The organism is Frankia sp. CgMI4 (assembly GCF_001756285.1).
Classification (GTDB): Bacteria; Actinomycetota; Actinomycetes; order Frankiales; family Frankiaceae; genus Frankia; species Frankia casuarinae.
This window is the reverse complement of sequence record NZ_MAQZ01000003.1, coordinates 76,013-101,142: the sequence shown is the minus strand read 5'-3', so window position 1 is coordinate 101,142 and position 25,130 is coordinate 76,013. Positions and strand designations below refer to the sequence as shown.

21 protein-coding genes and 2 pseudogenes are annotated in these 25,130 nt (G+C 68.8%); 17 read left to right on the top strand and 6 right to left on the bottom strand.

What is annotated here, in order from left to right; genetic code table 11:
• Positions 1 to 280 precede the first annotated feature (280 nt).
• Positions 281 to 829 carry a flavodoxin family protein gene (locus Manayef4_RS01505; RefSeq protein WP_011436054.1) on the top strand — a complete coding sequence of 183 codons (549 nt, stop codon included), beginning with the start codon at positions 281 to 283 and terminating at the stop codon, positions 827 to 829.
• Between the two features lie 193 nt (positions 830 to 1,022).
• Here the strand turns inward: Manayef4_RS01505 and Manayef4_RS01500 are convergent, their stop codons facing one another.
• Positions 1,023 to 1,865 carry an SAM-dependent methyltransferase gene (locus tag Manayef4_RS01500; RefSeq protein WP_070130384.1) on the bottom strand — a complete coding sequence of 281 codons (843 nt, stop codon included), beginning with the start codon at positions 1,863 to 1,865 and terminating at the stop codon, positions 1,023 to 1,025.
• 697 nt (positions 1,866 to 2,562) lie between these two features.
• Here Manayef4_RS01500 and Manayef4_RS24670 point away from each other — a divergent pair.
• Positions 2,563 to 2,703 carry a hypothetical protein gene (locus Manayef4_RS24670; RefSeq protein ID WP_023840896.1) on the top strand — a complete coding sequence of 47 codons (141 nt, stop codon included), beginning with the start codon at positions 2,563 to 2,565 and terminating at the stop codon, positions 2,701 to 2,703.
• 60 nt (positions 2,704 to 2,763) lie between these two features.
• Positions 2,764 to 4,545, top strand: a complete 1,782-nt coding sequence (locus Manayef4_RS01495; RefSeq protein WP_070130383.1) for a GGDEF domain-containing protein — start codon at positions 2,764 to 2,766, stop codon at positions 4,543 to 4,545.
• Between the two features lie 357 nt (positions 4,546 to 4,902).
• Here the strand turns inward: Manayef4_RS01495 and Manayef4_RS22230 are convergent.
• Positions 4,903 to 5,233: pseudogene (locus Manayef4_RS22230) on the bottom strand (SAM-dependent methyltransferase); the annotation flags it as partial.
• A gap of 244 nt (positions 5,234 to 5,477) precedes the next feature.
• Here Manayef4_RS22230 and Manayef4_RS23730 point away from each other — a divergent pair.
• The 11 genes and pseudogenes from Manayef4_RS23730 to Manayef4_RS01440 form a co-directional block, all read left to right on the top strand.
• Positions 5,478 to 5,681 (top strand): annotated as a pseudogene (locus tag Manayef4_RS23730) (NlpC/P60 family protein); the annotation flags it as partial.
• A gap of 82 nt (positions 5,682 to 5,763) precedes the next feature.
• A complete protein-coding gene (locus Manayef4_RS01485) occupies positions 5,764 to 6,264 on the top strand; it encodes a hypothetical protein (protein ID WP_011436050.1) in 501 nt (166 codons plus the stop codon).
• 91 nt (positions 6,265 to 6,355) lie between these two features.
• Positions 6,356 to 7,039, top strand: a complete 684-nt coding sequence (locus tag Manayef4_RS01480) for a DUF305 domain-containing protein (protein WP_070130382.1) — start codon at positions 6,356 to 6,358, stop codon at positions 7,037 to 7,039.
• 195 nt (positions 7,040 to 7,234) lie between these two features.
• Entirely contained in the window at positions 7,235 to 8,431 is a 1,197-nt protein-coding gene (chrA, locus tag Manayef4_RS01475; protein WP_070130434.1) for a chromate efflux transporter, read from the top strand.
• A gap of 181 nt (positions 8,432 to 8,612) precedes the next feature.
• Positions 8,613 to 9,863 carry a cytochrome P450 gene (locus Manayef4_RS01470; protein WP_070130381.1) on the top strand — a complete coding sequence of 417 codons (1,251 nt, stop codon included), beginning with the start codon at positions 8,613 to 8,615 and terminating at the stop codon, positions 9,861 to 9,863.
• Positions 9,864 to 10,198: 335 nt separating this feature from the next.
• Entirely contained in the window at positions 10,199 to 11,215 is a 1,017-nt protein-coding gene (locus Manayef4_RS01465; protein WP_175443292.1) for a fatty acid desaturase, read from the top strand.
• Positions 11,216 to 11,227: 12 nt separating this feature from the next.
• Positions 11,228 to 11,485: an acyl carrier protein gene (locus Manayef4_RS01460; RefSeq protein ID WP_011436045.1), complete on the top strand. Its 258-nt coding sequence runs from the start codon at positions 11,228 to 11,230 to the stop codon at positions 11,483 to 11,485.
• Between the two features lie 5 nt (positions 11,486 to 11,490).
• The gene (locus tag Manayef4_RS01455) at positions 11,491 to 12,393 is read left to right on the top strand and encodes a class I SAM-dependent methyltransferase (RefSeq protein ID WP_070130380.1); all 903 of its coding nucleotides are present in this window, start codon (positions 11,491 to 11,493) and stop codon (positions 12,391 to 12,393) included.
• A gap of 11 nt (positions 12,394 to 12,404) precedes the next feature.
• Complete coding sequence (locus tag Manayef4_RS01450) at positions 12,405 to 13,700, top strand: cytochrome P450 (RefSeq protein WP_049760874.1); 1,296 nt, start codon at positions 12,405 to 12,407, stop codon at positions 13,698 to 13,700.
• Positions 13,697 to 14,497: an alpha/beta fold hydrolase gene (locus Manayef4_RS01445; RefSeq protein WP_083282226.1), complete on the top strand. Its 801-nt coding sequence runs from the start codon at positions 13,697 to 13,699 to the stop codon at positions 14,495 to 14,497. The genes Manayef4_RS01450 and Manayef4_RS01445 overlap by 4 nt, the downstream gene beginning before the upstream one ends.
• Positions 14,498 to 14,550: 53 nt before the next feature.
• Positions 14,551 to 16,287, top strand: a complete 1,737-nt coding sequence (locus tag Manayef4_RS01440; protein WP_070130379.1) for a fatty acyl-AMP ligase — start codon at positions 14,551 to 14,553, stop codon at positions 16,285 to 16,287.
• A gap of 90 nt (positions 16,288 to 16,377) precedes the next feature.
• Here the strand turns inward: Manayef4_RS01440 and Manayef4_RS01435 are convergent, their stop codons facing one another.
• The 3 genes from Manayef4_RS01435 to Manayef4_RS01425 form a co-directional block, all read right to left on the bottom strand.
• Entirely contained in the window at positions 16,378 to 18,003 is a 1,626-nt protein-coding gene (locus Manayef4_RS01435; protein WP_070130378.1) for a fibronectin type III domain-containing protein, read from the bottom strand.
• 542 nt (positions 18,004 to 18,545) lie between these two features.
• Positions 18,546 to 18,740 (bottom strand): (4Fe-4S)-binding protein, encoded by a 195-nt coding sequence (locus Manayef4_RS01430; protein ID WP_023840904.1) that lies wholly within the window; start codon positions 18,738 to 18,740, stop codon positions 18,546 to 18,548.
• Between the two features lie 43 nt (positions 18,741 to 18,783).
• Positions 18,784 to 19,983 (bottom strand): cytochrome P450, encoded by a 1,200-nt coding sequence (locus Manayef4_RS01425; RefSeq protein WP_070130377.1) that lies wholly within the window; start codon positions 19,981 to 19,983, stop codon positions 18,784 to 18,786.
• A 558-nt stretch (positions 19,984 to 20,541) separates the two neighbouring features.
• Here Manayef4_RS01425 and Manayef4_RS01420 point away from each other — a divergent pair.
• The 3 genes from Manayef4_RS01420 to Manayef4_RS01410 all read left to right on the top strand — a co-directional run bounded on the left by Manayef4_RS01420 (position 20,542) and on the right by Manayef4_RS01410 (position 22,997).
• The gene (locus Manayef4_RS01420; protein ID WP_011436037.1) at positions 20,542 to 20,790 is read left to right on the top strand and encodes a hypothetical protein; all 249 of its coding nucleotides are present in this window, start codon (positions 20,542 to 20,544) and stop codon (positions 20,788 to 20,790) included.
• 304 nt (positions 20,791 to 21,094) lie between these two features.
• The gene (locus Manayef4_RS01415; RefSeq protein WP_011436036.1) at positions 21,095 to 21,355 is read left to right on the top strand and encodes a hypothetical protein; all 261 of its coding nucleotides are present in this window, start codon (positions 21,095 to 21,097) and stop codon (positions 21,353 to 21,355) included.
• Positions 21,356 to 21,503: 148 nt separating this feature from the next.
• The gene (locus Manayef4_RS01410) at positions 21,504 to 22,997 is read left to right on the top strand and encodes a hypothetical protein (RefSeq protein ID WP_070130376.1); all 1,494 of its coding nucleotides are present in this window, start codon (positions 21,504 to 21,506) and stop codon (positions 22,995 to 22,997) included.
• A 54-nt stretch (positions 22,998 to 23,051) separates the two neighbouring features.
• On the opposite strand, the gene Manayef4_RS01405 is transcribed toward Manayef4_RS01410, so the two are convergent.
• Complete coding sequence (locus Manayef4_RS01405) at positions 23,052 to 24,974, bottom strand: ABC transporter ATP-binding protein (RefSeq protein WP_254665406.1); 1,923 nt, start codon at positions 24,972 to 24,974, stop codon at positions 23,052 to 23,054.
• Positions 24,975 to 25,130 lie beyond the last annotated feature (156 nt).

Sequence of the window (25,130 nt, the reverse complement as noted above, 5' to 3'; positions counted from 1 at the left end):
ACCGGTTGGGCGAGGCCACCGGGCATCAGTGCTCTGCTTGGCCGGGACCTTCGCACCGGTGGATGCTGCCCCCGCTGGGGACCACTGAGGAGCACAAGGCGTGGAGGCCCGGGCCGGATCTTGGCCGGTCACGGCGAAGAGGAGACGAAGGGAACTATGCGGATGCTGCCTCCCGCGACGCGGCGGCAACGTCGGCTCCCGAGGCAGCGGCAACGTCGGATCCCGAGGCGGCGGCGTTTGCGGGTCATCGCCGTAAGTGAATCCGAGGAGGCATTTCGCCATGCGGGTTGTTGTTGTGTACGAGTCGATGTTCGGGAACACGAGGCAGATTGGCCAGGCGATTGCGGATGGCATCGGCCCGCTCCATGAGGTAGTCGTCATCCCGGTGCGTGACGCAAATCCTGAGGTGATCAGCGGTGCCGACGTCGTCGTCGTGGGCGGTCCCACGCATGTGCACGGCATGAGCCGTCCGGCCAGCCGTACGTCGGCCGGCGAGATCGCTCGGAAGCCACCGAGCGGTGTGGCGCTCGAGCCCGGCGCAGAAGGCCCCGGACTGCGGGAATGGTTCGCCCGCTGCGGCGTGATCGAGGGGTATGCGGCAGCGTTCGATACGCGCGCACACGGGCCCTCGATCTTGACTGGCCGGGCGTCAAAGCGCATTCACCGGCTGCTGCGCCGGCACGGAGCGCGACAGGTTTGCCCGCCGGAGAGCTTCTTCGTGACGAAGGACAACGCACTCGCACCAGGGGAGATCGACCGCGCGCGCCGGTGGGGCGAACACCTGTCGCACGTGGCCACAGAGCCGGCGAGGACCGAGTTTCCGGTCTGACCGGAGCCATGGATCAACGGCGAGCGGTAGTGGTCGAGCGGTTCGCGGTCACCGGCGTACAGCCCTCGGCCCGCCCGGGCGTTGCGCGTAAGCATTCAGGCATCTTGTAGATCTTGTTATGGGTAGGCACGTCTGGATGTCTGGATGTTGCGCGGCCTGACGGGTTCAGACCTGCCCTKGCCCGGATGGTGTGCTACGGCTTGCGGGCAACGCCGCCGTAGATGCTGACCCGCGCGTCGGTCAGCTCCTCGAYGGCGCTGCCGTCGGCCCGCCAGCGGTGAACGACCTGAACCCCGGGGTCGACCAGCTCCAACCCGTCGAAGAAACGTTCGACTTCGGATCGGCTGCGGGGCTGCACCGACATCCCCTTCTGCCGGTAGGCTTCCGCCGCCCGTTCCGCGTCCGGATCATAATCTCCGGTGCCGTGGGTGAGGACAAGATAGCTCCCCGACGGCAACGCGTCGAGGAGCCGACGCACGATCCCGTAGGGATCATCCGCGTCGGGGATGAAATGGAAGATCGCGACGACGGACAGGGCGATCGGCCGAGTGAGGTCAAGAGTGCTGTGCAGCTGCGGGGCAGCGCGGATCCCGTCAGGGTCGCGCAGGTCGGCGTCGAGGTAGGYGGTGCGCCCCTGCGGGGTGCTGGTCAGCAACGCGCGGGCGTGGGTGAGCACGATCGGGTCATTGTCGACGTAAACCACCCGGGTGTCGGGGGCGAGGCCCTGGGCGATCTCGTGCAGGTTCGGGCTGGTGGGGATGCCGGTACCGATATCCAGGAACTGGCGGATCCCGACCTCCCCGGCCAGAAACCGGGTCGCCCGCGTCATGAACGCCCGGTTCTCCCGGGCCGTGACGCGGGCGTTGGGGAACGCGGCGATGACCTGCTCGGCGGCCTCCCGGTCGGCCGGGAAGTTGTCCTTCCCGCCCAGGTAGTAGTCATACATCCGGGCCGTATGAGGAAGATCCATCCGCAGGTTCACCGGCTCCCGGTCCCCCGTCGTCGCTACCCACGCCGGGTCCCGTGTTTCCGTCACCGCTCCTCCATCCCCTTGCCACTCGGACATCCGCTCGCCACTCGGATGCCACTCGGATGCCACTGACGAGCACCCTAACGGCACGGGCAGGCACCATCCACAGCAACCCTGGAGAAGGCCCGACCCTGGAGAAGGCGGCCGCTGGAAACGGGCCCGGCCCGGCAGATCCCGTCGCCTTTCCCACCCACACCCGGCTACGGAAATGGGAACGTCCCCACCGCCGCAACGCCGGCTCCACGCACCCGAACCGCCCAGTCCAGGCGCGATACCAAAACTTTAGGTTCATGTCCATTCACGGGTGAACCCGTGGTTTTCCCGTCCGGCGATCGCCGGGTGGGTAGCCAGGGGCGGCCAGCCAGCGGCGGCCGGCCGCCATCCCGGTCCTGCACGCAGGCGAGCCGCACCAACACCGTCAGCAACGGGAGCACCGTCGGCGGACGTGGACGTTCGTGCCCTTGAGGTGGTGCCCGCCGGTCTTTCGACGGTGGCGGGAGCTCGGATTCGACCACCGCCCATGCTTCTCGCCACGCTMCGCATAAAAAAAGAAGATCTAAACCAGGATCTCCGGGAAGAGTGGCTTCGCTCAGGACACTGACCACCCGATTTCCAGCTATTGACTACCCGGAGGGGTGGTGCACCACCCCCCACCGACTGCAAGGCTGTGACTCACTTCATACAACAAGGCAGCGGAAAGCCGATGGGAACCCTTGTCAACGTCGACAACGCTGACACGCTCACCGACCTGTATGCGACGGACGGTGAACCTGTCACGCAGGTCAAGACGGTGACAGCACTGCACGATCAGGCGCGGTGTTTCGTCGACCGCCAACCGTCATGATCGTCGCTGGCTGTGCACGCAATACGGCGATCCGGGTTGACACCCCGCCAAGGAGAAATAATGACCCCCGTATACCCGATCACCCACGATAGGTGGTACACGCTGGCGAGGACGCCCGCCGTCGAGTTCTTCCAGACGAGGACTCGGGAACTTGCCCCGCAGCGGCCAGCCGAATCCGGCAAGACCTGGGGAAAACTGGTCGTAAATCCGGAGACCCCCCGAATCGCGTCGATTTTCCTCGACGCCGCTGCCCAACTGGCCACTGCGGCCGCCTGCTTCCGGACCGCCCGGCAGGTTCGCGGGACGGAGCGCCGCCGGCGGTTCGCCCGCCTCGCCGCTGGCGGCGTGCTGGTCGCCAACCTCGCGACGGCGGCGACGTTCCTCKCCGGCGGCTTCCTGACTGGCCGCATGTCCCCGAGCTATGCCATCTTCCTCGTTCTCTACGGGGTGGCCCTGGCCGGGCTGCTGTCCCTACCCACCGCACCGGTGGAAGGCCAGGGCGAGAACACCAGGACCGCGCGACACAGCGGATACCGCTGGCATACGATCACCCTGCTGGACTGTGTGCTGATCGTCGGCTCGATCATCCTGCTGGCGTGGGGGACGACTCTCGCCGCGCTCGTCCCGGYCGGCCCGCCCGACCCCATCCAGCTCTTGGCCGCCCTGCTCCACCCGGTCGCCAGCCTGATCCTCGCCACGGCGGTGCTGCTGATCACCTGCTTCCGCCGGCCGCGTTCCCCGGCGGCGTCGGTACTGCTCAGCACGGGCCTGCTGATCGACGGACTCACCAGCAACATCTCCGTCTACAGCACCGCGCCGGACAGCCACCACCTTCCCCCCTGGGCCATGATCGGATTCACCCTCGCCTTTATGATGATCTTCCTTGCCGCTCTGCTACCGGCGCGCACGCACCCGGACAACCCCACACCCGACAGCCTCACGACCGACAGCCTCACGACCGACAGCCTCACGACCGACAGCCTCACCCCGGGCGGCCCCCGGGCGGTGTGGGCGCACGCCGTGCTGCCTTACGCCGTGCTCGGTGCGGCCGGCCTGCTGATCCTGGGCAAACTGTCGACCGGTGCGCAGCTCGACCGGTTCGAGGCGTACGGCATGGTCGGACTGCTGCTGGTGGCGCTGGTCCGGCAGATGGTCACCCTGGCGGAGAGTAACCGACTGTTGGCCGAGGTACGCCAGCGCGCACGGCAGCTTCACCATCAGGCGTTCCACGACCCGTTGACCGGCCTGGCGAACCGGGCGCTGTTCACTCGGCGGCTGCAACGAGCCCTCACCCACGACCCCGACAACCCCGACAACCCCGACGCCTGCCACGCCGGCGACTCCGGGACGGTGTCCGTCCTGTTTTTGGATCTCGACGGGTTCAAGCTGGTGAACGACACGCTCGGCCATGCCGCCGGGGACGAACTCCTCAAAATCAGCGCGGAGCGACTGCGGGCGGACACCCGCGCGGTGGACACCGTCGCCCGGCTCGGCGGGGACGAGTTCGCCATCATTCTCGGCAGCGGCGGCGTCGACGCCCGGAAGGTGGGTGAGCGGCTCGCGATGGCAGTCCAGGAGCCGTGCCTGCTGGCCGGGCAGATCTACACCCCGCGGGCCAGCTTCGGCCTAGTCACGCTCGACGGCTCCACCACCCGGCCGGCCAGTCCCGACAGCCTGCTGCACCAGGMCGACCTGGCCATGTACGCGGCCAAGCGGGAACGCGCGGGYAGGCTGGTCGTCTACCGGCCGGAGCTGTCCGCCCTCCCCGAGCACCGCCACCCGGACCCACCCAGCCAGGACGACCCGGTGGGCGCCTACGGCCGAGTAGTAGGCCTGATGTGATCCATCTGCCTGCCCCGTTCCGCGCGCGTATCACCGGCCTGGGGAGGAGCGCCCCGTTCAGGTCGGTCGCCGTCTGATCGAGGTATCCAGTGACCGACCGCACCGTTCACCCCGGTGCTCGACTGGCCGGACCGCCAGTCGAGCCGGAACCCAATTTGGATCTTGAGTGGATCCTCGGCGACCTGCTCCGGTTCTTCACGGGTGGACCGGTGCGCCCACGCTGGTAGTGATCCGCCCCAGCGGCGAAGCGCCGAAGTTCGCCAGGGTTTCCTCGTTGTGTCTCCCCAGAGGTGATCTGGGGAGACACAGCTTCTCTGGAGGTGGGTACCRCCAGCATCGGGGCCGATCGGAGGGACGTTACGGTTTGCGGCCTACGGCGCCGTAGTTGTTGACCTGGGCGTCGGTGACGTCTTTCGGCGTGGTGTCGTCCGGCCGCCAGCGATGCACGACCTGCACGCCCGGCTCGACGAGTTCCAGGCCAGCCAGGAAACGTTCCACCTCGGCGCGGCTGCGTGGCTGCGTGGGATGCCGCGTTGCCGATAGGTCTCGGTCGCCGCCAGCAGGGTCGGGTCGAAGTCGACAGTGGCATGGGTGAGGGCGAGGTAGCTGCCGGACAGCAGGGCGTCGACGAGCCGTCCCCGATGCCGTACGGGTCGTCGGCATCGGGGACGAAGGGAAGGACCGCGATCCTGAATCATCGCGTCTCCTCTCAAGCCTGCTGGATCCGAAGGTCCCTGCCGCGCAACACCATGATCATAGCTCCTTGCTGGCTCGACGACGCCGGGGAGGAGACCACGGCGAGCCGTGCTGTCGCAGTTTCTCTGGGGCTGGATCGGGTCGACATCGTCAACAAGGGTCCGGCGGTGCGGTGGTCGGTGTACGGCGTCCGAGCCGTGCGGCATGTGCAACTCGGGTGCGGACCAGGGGCCGGCCAGCAGCAGTTCCAGGCCACGGTGCGCATCCCCAGGTCCGGGAAGAAGCCCGGCGACCTCATCTTCTTCGGGACTCCCGGCAACATCACCCACCTGGGCATCTACGCAGGCAACGGCTATATGTGGGCCGCGCCACAAACTCGACGAAATGTCAACCTACAGCCCATCTACAGCAGCAGCTACTACGTCGGCAGGGTCCGGTAAGCCGCTCTTTCGACCGTGCGAGAGACGAGCCGGCCCGGGCGCGGGTTTTACCGAGCGCCTGCGCGTGGAGCATCATGCAACGGTGAGGGTCCGGCGCCGAGGAAGAGAAAAGAGCACCCCGGGCAGGCTGCATCTGCTCCCGCTTCTCGTGCCCGTGCTCCTCGGCATTCTGCTCATGCACGGCGGCCTGTCCGCGCACGCCGGCCATACCGACTCCGGCACGCACGGGCTCCCCGCGGCCCGGAGCGAATCAATGACGATGCCCGACGCGACGATGCCCGACGGTGGGATGAATCCGCGCTCCGCGCCCGTCCACCTGGCCGGTCTCGACCCGCGGACCAGGGTCACGATGCCGGCCACAGACGCAGGCCACGACGGGCATGCCGGTCAGCTGTGCCTGGCGTTCCTTCGCCTGGCCGGCGTCCTGTTCATCGCCTTGCTGCTCACCCGCGCCGTCCGCTCGACCTTCACCGCCCGGAGCCGGCTACGTGTGGCGTCATCCCGGCCTGGACGATCGCCCCCCGGCGGACCGCCACCGTCCCACGCACCCTCACTCGTCTGCCTCTGCGTGCTCCGCCTGTAGACCGGTCGGCTTTCGCCTGCGCGTCCCCACGGACTTCCGCACGGCGAACCCGCACAAGGATCTACCGACACCTGGCAGACGAGGAACCAGCATGAGACGACTCATCCTGCTCATCCCGGCGCTTCTGGCCGCAGCCGTTCTTACCGCGTGCGGCAGCGGGGGAAGCAGCACCGGTGCCACCAGTGCCACCAGTGCCACCGGCAGCACCGACTACAACGCCGCCGACGTCATCTTCGCCCAGAACATGATCCCCCATCACYGGCAGGCCATCGAGATGGCCGACCTGGCCGGCACCCACGCCCAGAACCCGGAGGTGAAGACCCTCGCGCCGCAGATCCGCGCCGCGCAGACTCCGGAGATCACCACGATGGTCGGCTGGCTCACGGCCTGGAAGCAGCCCACCGCTCCCCCCGCCGGCGGCGGCGGATCGGGCCCCGGCATGGGCGGCCCCGGCATGGGCGGCCCCGGCATGAACGGCCACGGCATGAACGGCCACGGCATGAACGGCCACGGATCAGAAACCATGATGCCGGGCGACACCATGGAAGGAATGATGTCCAGCGCGGACATGACCGCGCTGGGGAACGCGACCGGACCCGCCTTCGACAAGATGTTCCTCACCATGATGATCGCACATCACCAGGGAGCCGTCACCATGGCGAAGACGGAAATCCGCGACGGACGCTATACCCCGGCGCAGCAGCTCGCCGAGAATATTCAGAACACCCAGAACGCCGAGATCACGAGTATGCGGAACCTCCTCGCTAAAATCTGAAAGATCTGACCGAGCTGCCTGGCTCGCAGAGATGGTGGCCGCGACACACCCTCGCGGCCACCATCTCGCGGCCAGCCGGTCGAGTGCTTCAGTCGAGTGCTTCAGGGGAGGGAGGGTTCGTGGATCGGCGCCGACCCTGACCACCCGGCCGGGTGCCGCGAGGCCCGGGAATCCCCTCCCTCGGGGGAGGAGAGGATGTCAACCGTGGAGCTCGATGCGCCGTCCGCGGCCACCCCCGCTCACCCGAGCCTGCTCGCCGTGTTACGGGAATGGGGCCGGATCGGCTGCCTCGGCTTCGGCGGCCCGCCGACGCACATCGCGCTGCTGCGCCAGCTCTGCGTGGAGCGACGGCGGTGRCTGACCGCCACCGAATTCGAAGACGCCGTAGCGGTCTGTAACCTGCTGCCCGGACCGGCGTCCACCCAGCTGGCGATCTACTGCGCTTGGCGGCTCCGGGGCCGGCCGGGTGCGCTCGTTGGCGGGATCGCGTTCATCGTGCCAGGTCTGATCCTGATTCTCGCGCTGGCGGCGATCTTCCTCGCCGGCTCGCCGCCGCGGTGGGTGCGCGCCGCCGGCGCCGGGGCGGGTTCCGCGGTCGCGGCCGTCGCCGTCCAGACCGGCGTCGCGTTGCTGCCGGCAAGCTGGCGGCGGGCCCGCACGGTCAGCCGCCTGCGCTGGCCGTGCTACCTGGCCACCGGGGCGACGGCTGCCGCCGCTGTCGGCCCGTGGCTGGTGCTCGTCCTGCTCGGCTGCGGCGCGTTCGAGCTGGCCGCCCGCCGCCACCATCGGCCCGGCCGCCAGCCGGGCGCTGCCGCGCCACCCATGCCCTTGCTCGCCGCCGCGGCAACCGGCACCGGCGGGCTGCTCGCGCTGATCTGGGTTGCCTTCAAGGTTGGTGCCCTGTCCTACGGCGGCGGCTTCGTCATCATCCCGCTGATGCAGACCGACGCGGTCGACCACTATCACTGGATGACCGCCGACCAGTTCCTCAACGCGGTCGCGCTCGGACAGATCACCCCCGGCCCCGTCGTGCAGACCGTCGCCGCCGTCGGGTACGCGGCAGCCGGGATTGACGGCGGGCTACTGGCCGCAGCCGTCGCCTTCGGTCCGTCGTTCGCGTTCATCCTGCTCGGCGGTCCCCACTTCGCCCGGCTGCGGGCCGAACCGCGAATCCGCGCCTTCCTCGATGGCGCCGCCCCCGCCGCGGCCGGCGCCATCCTCGGCTCCGCCATCCCGCTAGCCGGCGCGCTCGACCGGCCCTGGCAGTATGCCACCCTCGGCGGCGCCATGATCCTCCTGCTGCCCCTGCGCCGCGGCGTCGTTCTCACCCTGCTCATCGCCGCCGCGGTCGGGGTGGTCGTCACCGCCGCCGGCGGGCCTCTCCCTCAATGAGGGAGAGGCCGGTCGGCCTTCTCGGTCTCCTCGTCCTTCCCGTCCTTCCCGTTCTTCTCGTCGTCCGTTCGCGTTCCCTTCATCGGGAGTCCGGTTCGCCCTGCAAACGTCCTTCACGGTCGCACGCAGCGGCGGCGGCGCGGCTGCGGGGTCACCGACCACCGGAAGCGAGGAGCTGACAATGGATGCCGATTCCCCGTCCGGTGCGGYCGCGGTCGGCACGCCGCCGGCCTTCGGCGCGTTCGATCCGGCCCGACGCCATGATCCCTACCCCAGCTACCACGCCCTACGGGAGGCGGATCCGTTCTACCGTCTGCCGCTGGGCGCCCAGCAGGTCACGCTGCTCACCCGCTACCAGGACTGCATGCACGTTCTGCAGGACGCCGCCTGGGGCCGGGGTGAGGGGGGAACCAACGCCTGGCGTTCCGCCAACAGCTTCGACGRCGGGCTGCGGTCGCTCCTCGGCGTGAACCCGCCCGATCACACCCGGCTGCGCGGGCTGGTCAGCAAGGCGTTCACTCCCCGGGTCATCTCCGGGCTGCGGCCACAGATCACCGTCCTGGTCGAGTCGCTGCTCGACGCYGCGCTCGCGGCTGGCGAGGTGGATCTGATCGACGCGTTCGCCCGTCCCCTTCCCCTGAGAATCATCTGCGATCTGCTGGGTGTGCCCGTGCGGGACGAGGAGACGTTCCGGGCCTGGGGAACCGCCCTCACCCGCGGCCTCGATCCGGACTATCTGCTCACACCCGACGAGCTGGCCCTGCGAGGGAAGGCCACCGTCGAGTTCGACGCCTACTTCACGGATCTGATCGCGGCCAGACGGGCTCGGCCGACCGACGACCTGCTCGGTCTTCTCGTGGCGGTGCGGGAGCAGGGTGACAGCCTGACCGAGGCCGAACTGCTGGAGCTGTGCGCTCTGCTGCTGGTCGCCGGGTACGAGACCACGATCAACCTGATCGGCAACGCGGTGCTCGCCCTGCTGCGTGACACCGACCAGCTCACCGCGCTGCGGGCCGACCCCGACCTGGCGCCCGCACTCGTTGACGAGACGCTGCGCCACGACCCGCCCGTCCAGTTCGTCGGGCGTCTCGCGCTGCGTGGCACCGAGGTCGCCGGGCACTCCTTCGCCGCGGGCGAGGTCGGCGTCATCATGCTGGCCGCCGCCGGGCGGGATCCGCGGACCTTCGCGGAGCCGGACCGGTTCGACATCCGCCGGTACGCCGGGCCGACACCCGCCCCCCGTCATCTCGGCTTCGGGTTGGGGATCCACTACTGTCTCGGCGCGCCGCTCGCCCGACTGGAGGCGGAGATCGCCCTGCAGGCACTCGTGCGCCGGGCCGGTAGCCTCACGCCGGCCAGCGACCCTCCCTCCTATCGCCCGCATCTGGCCGTGCGTGGCCTGGAGACACTCCCCATCCGGCTGTCGCCCTGACCATGCGGTGTCGCCCTATGACGGTGCTGGGCGACACCCCGCACTACCGCGGCACCCGCACTACCGCGGCATCCGCACTACCGCGGCATCCGCACTACCGCGGCATCCGCACTACCGCGGCATCCGCACTACCGCGGCATCCGCACTACCGCGGCACCCGCACTATCCGTGGGCCGGAGAGCCGGCGGGTGCGGCTCAGCAGCGGACGATAACGAAACACAATCTCACGATCGATTACTCCGGCGCATGTTCCGGAACCGGCCACGACGGCTGTTACGATCGGAAAAGTTCGGGCCGACGACCCATCCGCAGCCCTCCGGAGGAGGCGGTCGAGAATGGCTGGCTTCCAGCCTGCAACGCACATTCCTGAAACCGGGTACTCTGAAAACGGGTACGGAGCCGATGGATCCACTCCCCGCCGGAAGACGATCAGCAATTCCTACCTGCATCGCCTGCAGCGCCGGCACTTCCTGCTGTTCGACGTCCTCCCGATTGCCGGCACCGCCGCCGCCATCGCGTTTCTCGCGGTACATCCGATCGGGGCCACCGAACTCGCCCTACTCTTCTCGATGTGGCTCCTGACCGGTCTGGGCATCACCGTCGGCTATCACCGGCTCTTCACGCACCGCGCGTTCAAGGCGGCGCCGGCCGCGGCGGCCGCGCTCGCRGTACTCGGCTCGATGGCCGGCCAGGGCGGCGTGGTGTCCTGGGTCGCTCTGCACCGGYGGCACCACGAGTGCAGCGATCGCGACGGAGACCCGCACTCGCCGAATCTCGCCGGCAACGGTCTGAAGGGCCGGCTCCGCGGCCTGGCCCACTCGCACTTCCTGTGGATGCGCCGCCACGAATATCCCAACGTCGTCCACTACGCGCCGGATCTGATCAAGAACCGCGCGCTGGTCCGGGTGGCCCGCCTCTACTACTACTGGGTGACGCTCGGGCTTCTGCTCCCGGCGCTCGTCGGTGGCCTCGTCTACCAAAGCTGGACCGGGGCGGTGAGCGGCTTCCTCTGGGGTGGTCTCGTACGGATGTTCGTCCTCGAACACGTCATCTGGGGGATCAACTCCTTCCTGCACATGTTCGGCACCCGCCCCTACGAGTCCCGGGAGAACAGCAGGAACGGCGGGATCTTCGCCCTGCTGAGCCTGGGCGAATCGTGGCACAACAATCACCACGCGTTCCCCGATTCGCCCTCCTTCGGGCTGCGGTGGTACCGCCTCGATCCGGGTTACTGGCTCATCAGGCTGCTCGCGGTCAGTGGCCTCGCCTGGGATGTCAAACTTCCGTCCGAAGAGCGGATGGCGGCGAAGCRCATCGCCGCCAGAAGATCCGCTCCGAGTACCGCGGTATAAGGAGCGAGCACGGTGGAGCCAAGCAGGGAAGAGATTGTCACCTGGTGCCAGGAGTATGTCGCGGGTCTCCTCGAGATACCCGCGGAGGAGGTCGATCCGGACGCGGACTTCGATCGACTGGGAATCGATTCCGCCCTCGCCGTCTCCCTGCTGATCGAGGTTGAGGAACGCTACGGCGTCGACCTACCGCCCGAGGCGTTGTTCGAGAACCCGAACCTCAACGCGGTCGCCACGTACCTGCACACGCAGCTCCCGCGGCACGTGGCATAGTCGTCATGGCCACCTCGGTYGGACACGATCGGACGGTCGGAGCGGCGGCGGCCATCCGCCACCACTACGACGTCGGAAATGATTTCTACCGGCTCTGGCTGGACCGCTCGCTGACCTACTCCTGCGCGCTGCGGGAAGGCGCGGACGACACCCTGGAAACAGCCCAGGAAAGGAAGCTGCGGTTCCACCTGGACGCGATTCGCGCCGACCGCGCCGAAAGCGTTCTGGACATCGGCTGCGGGTGGGGCTCGATCCTGGGGCGACTGGCGGAAACGCACGGGGTGCGACGCTCCGTCGGTCTCACCCTCAGTGCGGAGCAGGCGGCCTTCGTCCGGTCCCGCGGCTATCCCGGTGTCGAGGTGCGCACGGAGAACTGGGCGCACTACGAACCCGGCACCCGGTTCGACGGGATCATCTCCATCGGTGCCTTCGAGCACTTCGCCGGACCCGACGACTCGTCCGCCGAGAAGATCCGCCTGTACCGGGAGTTCTTCACCCGCTGCCACGGCTGGCTGAAGCGGGACGGCGTGTTGTCGCTGCAGACGATCGCCTACGCGAACATGTCCCGCGAGAACGCGAGCGCCTTCATTCAGCAGGAGATATTTCCGGCGGCGGATCTGCSGACGCTCACGGAGATCACCGCCGCGGCGGAGGGTGTCTTCGAGATCCAGTCGGTGCACAACGGTCGGCTCGACTACGCCTGGACATGCGAGGAGTGGGCCCGCCGACTGCGCCGACACCGCGAGGAGGCCGTGGGTGTCGTCGGACCGGAGGTGGTCGCCCGGTACGAGCGTTACCTGAAGCTGTCCGCCCTGGGGTTCCGGATGGGAAAGATCTGCCTGCTCAGGCTCGTCCTTCAGCCCTTCGGGAGCGGATACTTCGAGGGCCGCGGGGTGCGGGCGGGATGAGCACGGGCGGGATGACGTCCCCGACACCCAGCACCGCGACCGCCGACACCGCGACCGCCGACACCGCGACCGCCGAAGCCACCCGGGCACCGATCCGCTTCAACCCCTTCGGCGCCGAGTTCCGGCGCAGTCCGTACCCGCTCTATGCGCGGCTTCGAGGCGCGCAGCCCGTCCACCGGACGCTGGGCATGTGGGTGCTCACGCGGCACGCCGACGTGCGCGGTGTCCTGCACGACCGGACGTTCAGCGCCGGGCTCATCCCCCAGCTGGTCAGCCGGCAGGCGTCGCGGCTGTCGCGGGACGACGTGGCGCGGATCGGGCGGCTGGCGACCAAGTCGCTCGTCTTCACCGACAACCCCGACCACGCCCGGCTGCGTGGCCTGGTGAACCGGGTATTCACGGCGCAGGCGGTCGCCGAGCTGCGCCCCCGCGTCCACGAGGTCGCGGAGCGGCTGGTGCGGCGAGCCTGGGACGACGGCGGCATGGACGTCGTCGCCGATCTCGCGGGGCCCCTACCGCTCACGGTCATGTGCGACTGGATGGCCCTTCCGGACAGCCTGCGCGAGCGCGTCGGGCCTTGGACGCATGACATCCGCTTCCTGCTCGAGCCGGGGCTGATGAAGACCGAGGACTTCACCCGGGTATCCGACGTCGTCGAGACATTCGCGCAGGCCCTGGACGACGTGGTCACCGAACGCCGGTCCCGGCCGGGTGACGATCTGATCAGCCGGCTGCTCGCCGCGCGGACGGCCGGGGGCGACCGGCTCAGCGATGAGGAAGTCGTCTTCGTCTGCATCATGTGCTTCGTGGCCGGCAACGAGACCACGAAATCCCTCATCGGCAACGGTCTCCTCGCGTTGCTCCAGCACCCGGATCAGGACGCGCGCCTGCGCCGTCGGCCGGAGCTGCTGGGCGGCGCCGTCGACGAGGCTCTGCGCTACGACAGTCCCCTGCAGCTGACCAAGCGCGTCGCGACGCGCGAGGTCGAGATCGACGGAAGCCGGATCCGGGCAGGCGATCAGGTTCTGCTGTGCCTCGGCGCCGCGAACCGCGACCCCGCGGTGTTCAGCCGGCCGGACGAGTTCGACATCACCCGCGACGCACGAGGGCATCTCGCCTTCGGCCACGGGATGCACGGGTGCCTGGGCGGGATTCTGGCGCAGTTGCAGGCCCAGGTCGCCCTTGATCGGTTGTACCGGCGAGCCGAACGCCTGGAACTCCTGGTCACGCAACCCGACTGGCAGGATCACAGCTTCATCGTCCGCGGGCTGAAGCAGCTTCCGGTCTCGGTGCGGGGTGTCGGGTGACGGGCACCGGGGTATCGGGCACCGGGGTATCGGGCACCGGGGTATCGGGCACCGGGCTGACGGGCACCGGGCTGACGGGCCGGACGTGGCTGCGGTACGAACCGACGGATGCCGCCGTGYGGCTCATCTGCCTCCCGCACGCCGGTGCCGGAGCCAGTTCCTTCGCCAGATGGCTTGGGCTGTTCCCGTCGACCGTCGCGGCGGTGCGGGTCCAGCTGCCCGGTCGTGAGGACGTGGTGGCCGAGCCCGCGCTGCGCCTGGTGCACGATGCCGTCGACGCGTTGCTACCACAGGTGACCCGGCTGATCGACCCGCCCGTGGCGTTGTATGGCCACAGCATGGGAGCACTGGTCGCCTTCGAGCTGGCCCGCGCGCTGAGTGCGGCGGGTATCCCACCGGTGCATCTGTTCGTCTCCGGCCGCCGGGCGCCACACCGGCCCGCCAGCAGGGCACCGATCCATCACCTGCCGGACGACGCGCTCGTTGCCGCGCTGAAGACGATGGGTGACACGGGGGGCTCACATCGGAGTGCGGCCTTCCTGCGCTACACGCTAMGGCTCACCAGAGTCGATCTGACGCTCAGCGAGGAGTACGCGTACCGCTCCGAACCCAGGCTGCGCTGCCCGATCACGGCCTTCTACGGAACCGCGGACCCGGTTGTCGACCTGGCCGAGATCGAAGCCTGGCGGGACGAGACGGACGCGGCCTTCGCGGTCCACACCTTCCCGGGCGATCACTTCTTCCATCAACGCCACCGGGTGGCCATCGCGGCGCGCATCGCCGCGGCGTTGGAATGAGCTCCGTCGAGCCGCTCCCGGGGCGGGAGGGAAAGTCGAGGGAAGGAAAAAGGGTGCCGCACGCGACATTGCTGCCGGAAGTCCTACAGAACCGCGCCGCCCGCCAGCCGGCCAGGCGGGCCTACGTGTTCGTGGATGAACACGAGGCGGAAAAGGCGGTACTGACGTACGGCGACCTGCACGCGCGGGCGCTCGCCGTGGCCGGGGAGCTGATCCGGCGCTGCCGGCCCGGCGACCGGGCGCTGCTGCTCTTCCCGCCGGGTCTGGATTTCATCGTCGCCTACTTCGGCTGCCTCTACGCGCAGGTGATCGCGGTCCCCGTCAACCCCCCGCGCAGGAACCTGATCCAGGACGCGACCCGGAGCATCATCAAGGACTGCGAGCCTTCGGCCGTGCTCACCGTCGGCGCGATGGTCGAGCACATCAGGCCCGTCGTGGAATCGATCCGTGGCCCCCTCCCCTGGCTGCCGGTCGACCAGGTGGCGGACGAGACGAACGAGACGGACCAGGCGGGCACGAGCTTCCGCCCCCGGCCCTGTCCGCCGGATTCCGTCGCCTTCCTTCAGTACACCTCCGGTTCCACGTCCGATCCGAAGGGGGTCATGGTCTCCCACCGGAACCTCKCCGCGAACCAGGAGATGATCCGGCGCGCCTTCGACCACGATCAGGACTCGACGTTCGTCGGCTGGGCACCGTTCTTCCATGACCAGGGGCTGATCGGCAACATCCTGCAGCCGCTCTACCTCGGGGCGACCAGCATCCTCATGGCGCCGATGACGTTCATCCGGTGGCCCCTGMGCTGGCTGTCGGCCATCTCCCGGTACCGGGCCCACACCAGCGGCGGGCCCAACTTCGCCTTCGATGTCTGCGTCGCACGGGCCGCCCGGGGGGATGTGCCGGACCTCGACCTCAGCTGTTGGAAGGTCGCGTTCAACGGGGCCGAGCCCATCCGTCACGAGACCCTGCGCCGGTTCTCGGCGATCTTCGCGCCCCACGGGTTCGACGAGAAGGCGTTCTACCCGTGCTACGGCCTGGCCGAGGCGACCCTGCTCGTGACCGGCAGCCGGAAGGGCCGCGGTCCCCGCGCCCTCGAGGCGGACGTCGAGGCGCTCGGTCACCGGCGCTATGTGCCGGCATCGGGCGGACGCGGCCGGAGTCTCGTCGGATCCGGGCTCGTCCTCCCGGAGGAGGAGCTCCGGATAGTGGACCCCGAAACGGGACGCCCGTGCCCCGCGGACGAGGTGGGCGAGATCTGGGTCTCCGGCGACCAGGTGGCGCAGGGATACTGGCGCCGCCCGGAGGCGACGGCCGAGGTGTTCCACGCCGAGTTCGACGGCGAGACCGGCCGGGCTTACCTGCGCACCGGCGATCTCGGCCTGCTGGTCGACGGCGAGGTCTACGTCGTGGGCAGGCTGAAGGACCTGGTGATCATTCGGGGYCGGAACTACTATCCCCACGACATCGAGCTCACCGTCCAGTCGGCCCACCCCGCGTTGCGCCCCGGCGGGTGCGCCGCGTTCTCGGTTCCCGGTGCCGACAGCGAGAAGCTGGTCGTCGTGCAGGAGATCAGGGACGAGCAGCGCCTCACCGCCGACGCGAGGGACGTCGCTGCGTCGATCCGGGCGGCGGTGACGCGGGAACACGACCTCTCGGTGAACGACCTCGTGCTGGCCCTGCCGGGCCGGCTACAGAAGACCAGCAGCGGCAAGATCATGCGAGCCGCGGCCAGGAACCGCTACCTGGCGGCCGGGTTCGAGATCTGGGAACCGGGGATGTCCTCCGTCGCCTGACGGATCCGCCGGTCCGCCTGGCGGAATGCCGCCAGGAAAGCCGGACCGCGGCCCGGCGGCTACGTGCGCCGCCGGGCCGCGGGCGCGGACCTACCGCCGCAGCGCGGCGGCGGGAACGGACTCGGGTCGGTAGGTGGCGATGATCTTGCAGAAGTCGAACGGGTTCTGCTCGACGTAGGTGCACTTCGCCAGGTCGTTCCCGTTGAAGTCGGCGCATTCGGGCAGGCGGCCCTGGTTGTAGTCCCGGGTGGCGTCCCAACCGGAGACGGCGCCGATGTTGTGGGTACGGGCGAACTCCACGAGCCGGCGCATGTGGTCCAGCGTGAAGATCCGGCCGTTGATGTGGCGGCCGAACATCGGGCAGGCGCCGATCCGCCGCCAGACCTTCTGCTCGTCCCAGTCGCGCCAGGCCCCGGCGATGTGCGTGAACATGCCGTTAAGCGCGATCACGCAGCACTCATAGGCGTCCGAGGGGGCCGTCTGGCCGAACTCCATCAGCATGCCGTTGATCAGCGATGGCTGGACGCCCGCGTCGGCGAGCAGATGCAGCAGACGCACCCCGTCGGGGTTGAAACCCACCAGGCTGCCGGGAGCGCCGTCGACGGGAAGCGTGTAGGAGATCTTCAGGCCGGGGTAGGCCGGGAGCACCTGGGAGATGGCGGCGACGTGCCGCTCCAACCCCGCCCGGTTCTGGATGAACGCTCCCTCGAAGTCGAAGTCGACATGGCTGACCCCGTAGTTCGCGAGGATCGCCCGATACGTCGCCACAATCTTGGAAACGTCGGTCTCCACATCCTCCAGGGGGACGTTGGAAGCAYCCCCGAAGGAGAGGATGACCTTCCCGCCCTGCGCGGTGAACGCGGCGAAGTCCTCCTTGCCAAAATCGCCTGTCGCGGCCTCCCCGTAGCTCGGATAGCCGCCCCAGTACACCTTCTTGTCGCCGCCCGGCTGCGCCACCAGGAAGCCGACGAAGAAACTGTCGATTCCGGACAGGGAGCCGTATTCGGCGAGCTTCGGGTTCGGCCATGCGGTGTAGTCGACGAAGGGCGCTCGCGGCGCATCCCAGGTACCGGGGTCCGGGAGGGGGGCGGTAGTCGACGCGGCTACCTCCTCGGACAGCTCCGACCGGTTGCCGCTGACGTCGAACGCGCGGACCCGCAGAATGTACTCCGTCAACGAGTTCAGCCCCGACACCGTGGCCTCGGCGGCGGTGGTCGCCAGGACACGGGGTTCTCCACCCGGAGTCCGGTAGAACACCTCGTAGCCCGCCACCGCGATGTTGTCCGTGGACGGATCCCAGGTCAGGTGYAGGCTGTGCGGCGCCYAGCCGGTGATGCGCAGCTTCTCCGGCACCGTGGGCGGATCGGTGTCCTCGGGTGGGTTGGCGTTCTCCCCGTTGACCGTGAAGCCGTTCGGCAGCAGGGCGGGATCCGAGCCGGCGCCCGTACCACCGTTCTGCATCGCGAGGKTGAACTCCTGCGATCCCCTCGCCTGGATGATCTTCCGTTCGGACACCAGGCGGCCAGTGACGACGTCAGTCGGCCGATCAACTGGGTTGAACACCAGTCCGTAAACATTCCGGATGAGCCGGGGCGCGGCGAACGTACAGGATATCTCCGGATCCACCACGTCCTCGGTGGAGTAGTTGGAGATGGTCACCTTGAAGTTGGCCCAATGTTCGGTTCCGTTGGGCAGCCACTCCGCTGACGCGAACACAAGACCTTGCGAATCYGACACAGTCTGTCTCCTCCGAGGGTTTTGTCGGGTTCAGCCGGCATATCAGCGTGGCACCGCTAAGGAGACGTTACTCCGGACGCGGGACTGATATGACGCGACCCCAAGATATACGCCGCCGTCTCGGTGGACGTGCGGACGCGCCCGTTGGCTCATGGACCACCTTCGGCCGAGCGGGCCTACGGAAATTCTCGGTCGGGAAAGCCCCCAAAACCGGAAGCACGGTACCCCTGGAACACGGCGGTCCGGAACACGGCGGTCCGGAACACGGCACCCCGGAACACGGCACCCCGGAGCGGCACGGAACCACGCATCAGGGTCTTGATGCGCCGCGATCCGTCAGCTCATCAACCTATTATGATCAGCGGAGACCGGATCTCGCCCGCCATCCGGACGTGCGCCCGATGACCCCGGTCGCGACGCATCGGAGGTGCCATGTCCACGCCCCCGGGATCCACGCCGCCCACGGATGGCTTCACCAGCAACTGCACCGCGTGACGCCCGCCGGGCGGCCGACCCGTTCGTCAGTCGTCCAGCACGCGCAGCGCCTTCGACGGACACAGCGCGACCGATCGGCGCACAGCGTCCAGCCGACCGGCGGCGACCTCTTCGATCAGGGTGACGACGAGGCCGTCGTCACCCTGATCGAAGACCTCCGGCGCGGTCATCACGCACATCCCAGCGCCGACACAGACGGCGCGATCAGCGACAATCTTCATGCGACACCCTCCTGTTCCGCCCTCTTCCACCAGGGACCGGGTCTCACCAGGTGACCGGGAGTGCGTGCAGCCCGTGTACGACATGATGGGCACGGAACGCGACCTGTTCGTAGGGCACGGCCAGCGCGAGATCGGGGAAGCGTCGCAGCAGCGCGGGGAACGCGATGCGCATCTCCATCCGGGCCAGCGGCGCTCCCAGGCAGTGGTGCACGCCGTGGCCGAAAGCGACGTGGCCGGGAGCGCCACGGGTGATGTCGAGCCGGTCCGGATCCCCGACGAGAGYCGGGTCTCGGTTGGCCGCGGGTAGCGCCAGGAGCAGTTGTTCGCCCGCCGGGATGCGGTGACCGGCGATCTCCACCTCGGTCGTCGTCGTGCGGGGCACACCGGAGGGCACGATGGACAGCCACCGCAGCAGTTCCTCGACGGCGGGCTCGACCTGGGCCGGATCGTCGCGGACCATGGCGAGCTGGTCGGGATGGCGCAGCAGCGCCAGGGTGCCGAGAGCAAGCATGTTCGACGTCGTCTCGTGCCCGGCGACCAGCAGCAGCGAGGCGATGCCGACCAGCTCGGCGGTGCTCAGTTCGTCGCCGTGCTCGCGCACCAGCATGCCCAGCAGGTCCTCGCCCGGGGCCGCCTGCGCCCGCGTGACCAGCCCGGCCATGTACGCACGGGCCTCGCGCTGCAGGGCCAGCCGCTGCTCGATCGGCAACGAGGCGTCGATCTGCCGGCGGGTGCGCTGCTGGAACTCCGCGCGGTCGGAATACGGCACCCCCAGCAACTCGCAGATCACCAGCGACGGCACCGGAAGCGCGAAGGTCGCGACCAGATCGGCAGGCCGGCCGGCCCGTTCCACCTCGTCGAGCGCCGCGTCGACGATGTCCCGGATCCGCGGCTCCAACCCGCGCATCCGGCGCACGGTGAACTCCGGGGTGAGCATCCGGCGCAGCCGGGTGTGATCTGGCGGATCGAACGCGAGCATCTGCCCCGCCCGCAGTTCGGCGATTTCCTCATCACTCAGGACGGGACCGCCAGGACCTACGACCCACTGATTGACGTTGCTGAACCTGCCCGGATCCGCGAGTATCTCGCGGACGTCCTCGTACCGGCTGACCAGATACGCGGGTATCCCGAACACGGTGACAACGCGGCAGACGCCGTCGGTGTCCCGGATCCGGACGAGTTCCTCGATCGGATCGAACTGCGCTCGCCGTATATGCAGCGGAACTATCGGTGCCGCGGCCATCGCCTGTCCACCCTTCGTCGTTCACGCGGGACCTCGGACACCGACGACGCTACCATCCACGCGAAAAATTGCTGTCGTTTGAACGGACCGCATCCGGATATCCACCGCCGAAGATAGCCCCAAGGAAGAGAACATCCATCAACAAGTGGATCGGCATTGTTCGACACGTCAGTATTATTTTATATTTTTTGACAAAATTCACCATAGTTCAATATTGTCTACCATTTTTGATTTCCCATCTATCGCCATCGGGAAAAATGYCATGGTGAATCATCCGTAGAGAATCGGCCTTCCCCACGCCAGGCTCGCGCCCGGGCGCGGATGATGATCCGACCACCCGCCGAGTGGGCCTGGACCGGTCAGATCGACCGAGGACAAGATCCGTGTTGCGGAGGGTAACCGCGGCTCCTACAGTTCGGTAGTACCACCGGATGCCGCGGAATCCGCGCCCTCCGGTGAGTTCTKACCCCGCCCCGCGCCGGCCGATTCCTCGCCACCGGCCGGTGCCCACATCCTGCGTCATGACGGGTACCGAGCGACACACAGGGGAGCCAGAAGATGAGGGACCGCAGGGAGACAGACGTCGTCGAGCTGGCGCAAGAACACGCGGAGCTGCTGCCCGAGCGCATGACCCTGGCGGCGATCGAGATAAACCGCACCGAGTTCGACCCCACCTTCTACCCGGTCGGCTCGCCGGGCAGCAACAATGCCCAAATCGATAATCATCCGGAGCCGCAGACCGCCTACAGCGACGGAGCGTTCGTCAAGACCATCGCCAACAGCTGGAACCGCATCGAGCAGTGGTGAACTCCGGAACGATTCTGCTCCTCACGCCGGTCTCCCCGGCCGGGTAACCGCACCCGACCACGTTCTCCCGAGGTCGCCAAGGGCACCGTGCACCCGCGGCCACCGGCCGGCCGACTATCCTTCGGCCGGCCGGAAGGCATGCCCTCGCCTCGGTCAGGCCGATCCGAGAAGGCCAGCCGAAGTTTCGACCGACGCTGGCACGACCGTGACACACCTTGTGCAGGTGCTGGCCACCAGGTTGAGCGGTGGCTAGCGTTCCCACCGCCCGAATATCCGAGGCAACTCAGATCGGTGGGAAACAAGGATGAACGATATCACGGGCAACTGCGCCGGCGAGCTGAATGGAGAACTGTTCTTGGAATGGGCGGAACTACTACCCGAACGGACGACTCTCGCCGCGGTCGAGATCGGTCGGAAGGAGTTTGACCCAACCTTCTTTCCGGTCGGCTCCCCCTGGTCGAAAATGGCACAGATCGACGCTCATGCGGAGCCGCAGGTCGCCGGTGGATTCCTGCCCATTCTCATCACACTGGTACCGAGCATCAACATCATCATACAGAAATAACACCGACCGCTTTACCGCTTTACCGCTTTACCGCTACGACCGACAGATACACCGCCGGATTCCTCCGGGGTGGTCACCCGGCCGGCCGCCGGTCGACGGACCGGCGGCCGGCTTCCCGCCAGTTCATGACAATGAGGATGGGACGCAGATGACCGAGTCCACCCGGTCGTCCACCCGGCCGACAACGATGCCGCCGGTGCCTTCCAAACCGGACCGGACGCCCGACCTCACCGATATCACCGGCGTCACCGATATCACCGGCGTCACCGGCGTCACCGATCCGACGGGCGTTCCCGGGCCGACCGAGGTACCCGCCAGACCGAGCCGGGCCGACGGCCTGGCGCTACTCGGCGAGTTCACCGGGTCGGGCCTGGCCCGACCCGTCTTCCTGGCCCGCCGCGCCGACGGTCAGGTCGTCGCACTCACCGAACTGCTCGCGCACATCCTCGAAGCGGCGGACGGCGCCCGCGACGTCGCCGCGATTGCCGACCGGGTCACGGTGGTCTGCGCCCGCCGGATGAGTGGCGCCGACGTCGCGTACCTCGTAGCGGATCGGCTCATGCCACTCGGCCTGATCGCCAGCGAGAACGGCGTCACCCCGGCACCACGGGCGAAGGCGCTGTTCACACTCGCAGCCCGGCACACCCTGCTACCCGCGCCGGCCGTGCACCGGGTCAGCCGGGTGTTCGCGATGCTGTTCCGGCCAGCGGCCGTGGCCCTGCTGCTGGCCCTGCTGGTGGTCACCGACGTGTGGACGTTCGGCCGGCACAGCGTCCGAGACAGCGCGGCGGAGGTGCTCGCGACCCCGGCGCTGATCCTGGTGGTGGTCGGCCTGGCCCTCGCCGGCGCACTGTTCCACGAATGCGGGCACGCCGCGGCCTGCCACTACGGCGGTGCCCGCCCGGGAGTCATCGGTTTCGGCATGTACCTGGTGTGGCCGGCCTTCTTCACCGACGTCACCGACTCCTACCGGCTGAGCCGGCTCGGCCGGCTGCGCACCGACCTCGGCGGCATCTATTTCAACGGACTGTTCGTTCTGCTGCTCGCCGGGGCTCTCGCGCTCACCCACGCCGGTGTGCTGGTGACCGCCGTCGTCCTTGTCCACCTGGATGCCATACGCCAGCTTGCGCCCTTCGTCCGGCTCGACGGCTACTACATCGTCAGCGACCTGGCCGGGGTACCGGACCTGTTCAACCGGATGGGGCCGGCGCTACGCGCGACGCTGCCACGGCGGCGCAACCGCGTCCCGCGCGGGCGGCCTGCCCGATCAGCAGGACGGAGCCGACCGGACGGGCTGACCCCGCCGGACATCCGAAGCCGACCGGACGGGCTGACCCGGCCGGCCCGGATCGTGGTGACCGCCTGGGCGCTGCTCGCGGCGCCGCTGATCCTGGTGAACCTGGTYGTGCTCATGGTCTCGGTTCCGTTCGTGCTTACCCGGACGACCCGGGCCATGTGGGACTATCTCGGGCTGGCGGGCCGGGCGACCCGTGACGGGAAGCTGGTCACCGCATTCGCGGAGGTCGTCTCCGCGCTGCTGGTCGCGCTGCCGGCCGGCGGGATGCTGTTCGTGCTGTTCCTGCTCGCCCGGGGCGTGCTACGGGCGGTCCGGGCGCACCGGGAAGGCTGCCGACGCGGGTAACGGCCTCCCGCCGGCCAGCTCGCGACGGCACCACCACCGACAGCCCCCACCCGATCAGACGACGGTGGGCCGGTAGAGGCGGGCGTAGGCGCCGCCGTCGGCGAGCAGCTCGCTGTGCGTGCCGTCCTCGACGATCTGGCCGTGGTCCATCACGTAGATGCGGTCGGCGTCAATCACCGTGGACAGCCGGTGCGCGATCACCAGGCACGTCCGCCCCACCGCGAGCCGGTCCAGGGCGGTGCGCACGGCGGCCTCGGAGACGGTGTCCAGCGCCGAGGTCGCCTCGTCCAGCACCAGCACCCGTGGTGACTGCAGCAGGACCCGGGCGATGGCCAACCGCTGCCGCTCACCACCGGACAACCGGTAGCCCCGGGCGCCGACCCGGGTCGCCAGGCCCTCGGGCAGCCGGTCGAGCAGGGCGGAGAGGCTGGCGGCCGCCAGGGCGGCACGCAGCTCGTCGTCGGTTGCGTCCAACCGGCCGTAACGGAGGTTCGCCGCGATCGTGTCATGGAACAGATGCGGGTCCTGAGGGACGACGCCGATCATCGTGTGCAGACTATCCGGCGGGATGTCGTCGAGGGGAACCCCGCCGAGACGGATGCCGCCGCGCCGCGGCCGGTGCATGCCGCTGGCCAGATAGGTGATGGTCGTCTTGCCGGCCCCGCTGGCCCCGACGATCGCCGTCGTCGTCCCCGCGGCGACTTTCAGGGTCACCCCGCGCAGGTTCCACGTCGGGTCGTCGTCCGGCCAGTCGCCGTCCGGCCGGTCCTCGGCCGTGGCAAGATCGTAAGAGAACCATACGTCGTCGAACGTCAGATCGAGTCCCCGGCCGGCATCGACTCCCCAGCGAGCGGCGGCCGGCACCGGTTCCGTCCCGGACCGCGGTGCGCGGGGGACGGTCAGCGCGGGGGCCCGGGCCCCTTCGAACCTCAGGCGTACCTCGTCCTGCGGGACGTCAAGCAGGGAGAAGATCCGCCGGAAGGACGCGCCCGCACCCGCGAGCTCCGCACGCAGGTTGACAGCGGACGACAGTGGTCCGAAGGCCACCAGCAACGCGCCGCCCAGGGCTGCGACCGTCCCGAGCGTGATGCGACCGCTGGAGACCAGCCAGGCCCCCAGCGCCAGCACCGCCRTCATCGTCGCGATAATCCCGAGGTTGACCAGGAACCGGACCCGCGACATCAGCCGGGCCTGATCCTCGGCGGCGGCGAGCAGCTCGGCGCCCGCCGCGTCGAAGCGGGTCTGCTCGTAGTCGACCCGGTCGAACAGCCGCACGTGCAGCGCCCCGGAGACCGACGAGGTGTCGGCGACCTGGACCATGAGCAGACCGTCGAGCTCCCGCTGGCGGATGGACAGCGCGGCGAGCCGCCGCCGGCCCGAGYGGACGATCAGCAGCGTGGCCGGCGCGAAGACCATCACCGCCAGGCTCAGACGCCAGWCCAGCACGAAGACGACGATCGAGCCGACGACGATGTCCGCGATCCGGCAGACCACCGCCTGCACGGTGGCGGAAATCGCGTTCTGGGCGTTCAGGACGTCGGTGGACATCACCGTCATCACCTCCCCCTGCTGGCTGCGGGGAAAGAAGGCGAAGGGCARGCGCTGCAGGTGAGCGTTCACCGTCTGACGGATCCGCACGGAGACAACGCCGCCGAGCCGAGCGATGAGCGCCATGCGCACCGAAAGCACGCTCGACTCGAACACCAGCACCGCGCACAGCAGCAGAACGGGGACGACGAGGTCACGCACCTGGCCGGTGGGCAACGACGTGTCGATGAGATGGCGCAGGACGAACGGCCCGACGGCGACGGCGGCCGAACCGAGAACGGACAGCCCGACGAGGACCGCGACGACCCGGCCCTGGTCGGCGAAGAACCGGACGCTGCGCCGCGCCTCGGTCGCGCCGGTCAACCGCGCGAGCGCACGCGCATGCAAGCGGATCACCCACGACGGGACGGGCAGCGACTCACGGATCACGCCGCCGAGGCTATGCCGACGCGCGCCGAGGCGGCGAGGGGCCTCCCGCGGGGCACAACCCTGACGCCCCACCGCCCTGACGCGAGTCGGGGCGGTGGGGCGTCAGGGTCAGACCGACCGCGGTGGCGGAAGCCGATGGGCCGGGAAGAAACCGGG

Excerpts from the sequence above, each read along its gene's own strand:
- Manayef4_RS01420 (WP_011436037.1), top strand. The coding sequence starts at position 20,542 with ATGAGGGACCGCAGGGAGACAGACGTCGTCGAGCTGGCGCAAGAACAC.
- Manayef4_RS01430 (WP_023840904.1), bottom strand. The coding sequence starts at position 18,740 with ATGAAGATTGTCGCTGATCGCGCCGTCTGTGTCGGCGCTGGGATGTGC.
- Manayef4_RS01450 (WP_049760874.1), top strand. The coding sequence starts at position 12,405 with ATGACGTCCCCGACACCCAGCACCGCGACCGCCGACACCGCGACCGCC.
- Manayef4_RS01505 (WP_011436054.1), top strand. The coding sequence starts at position 281 with ATGCGGGTTGTTGTTGTGTACGAGTCGATGTTCGGGAACACGAGGCAG.
- Manayef4_RS24670 (WP_023840896.1), top strand. The coding sequence starts at position 2,563 with ATGGGAACCCTTGTCAACGTCGACAACGCTGACACGCTCACCGACCTG.
- Manayef4_RS01415 (WP_011436036.1), top strand. The coding sequence starts at position 21,095 with ATGAACGATATCACGGGCAACTGCGCCGGCGAGCTGAATGGAGAACTG.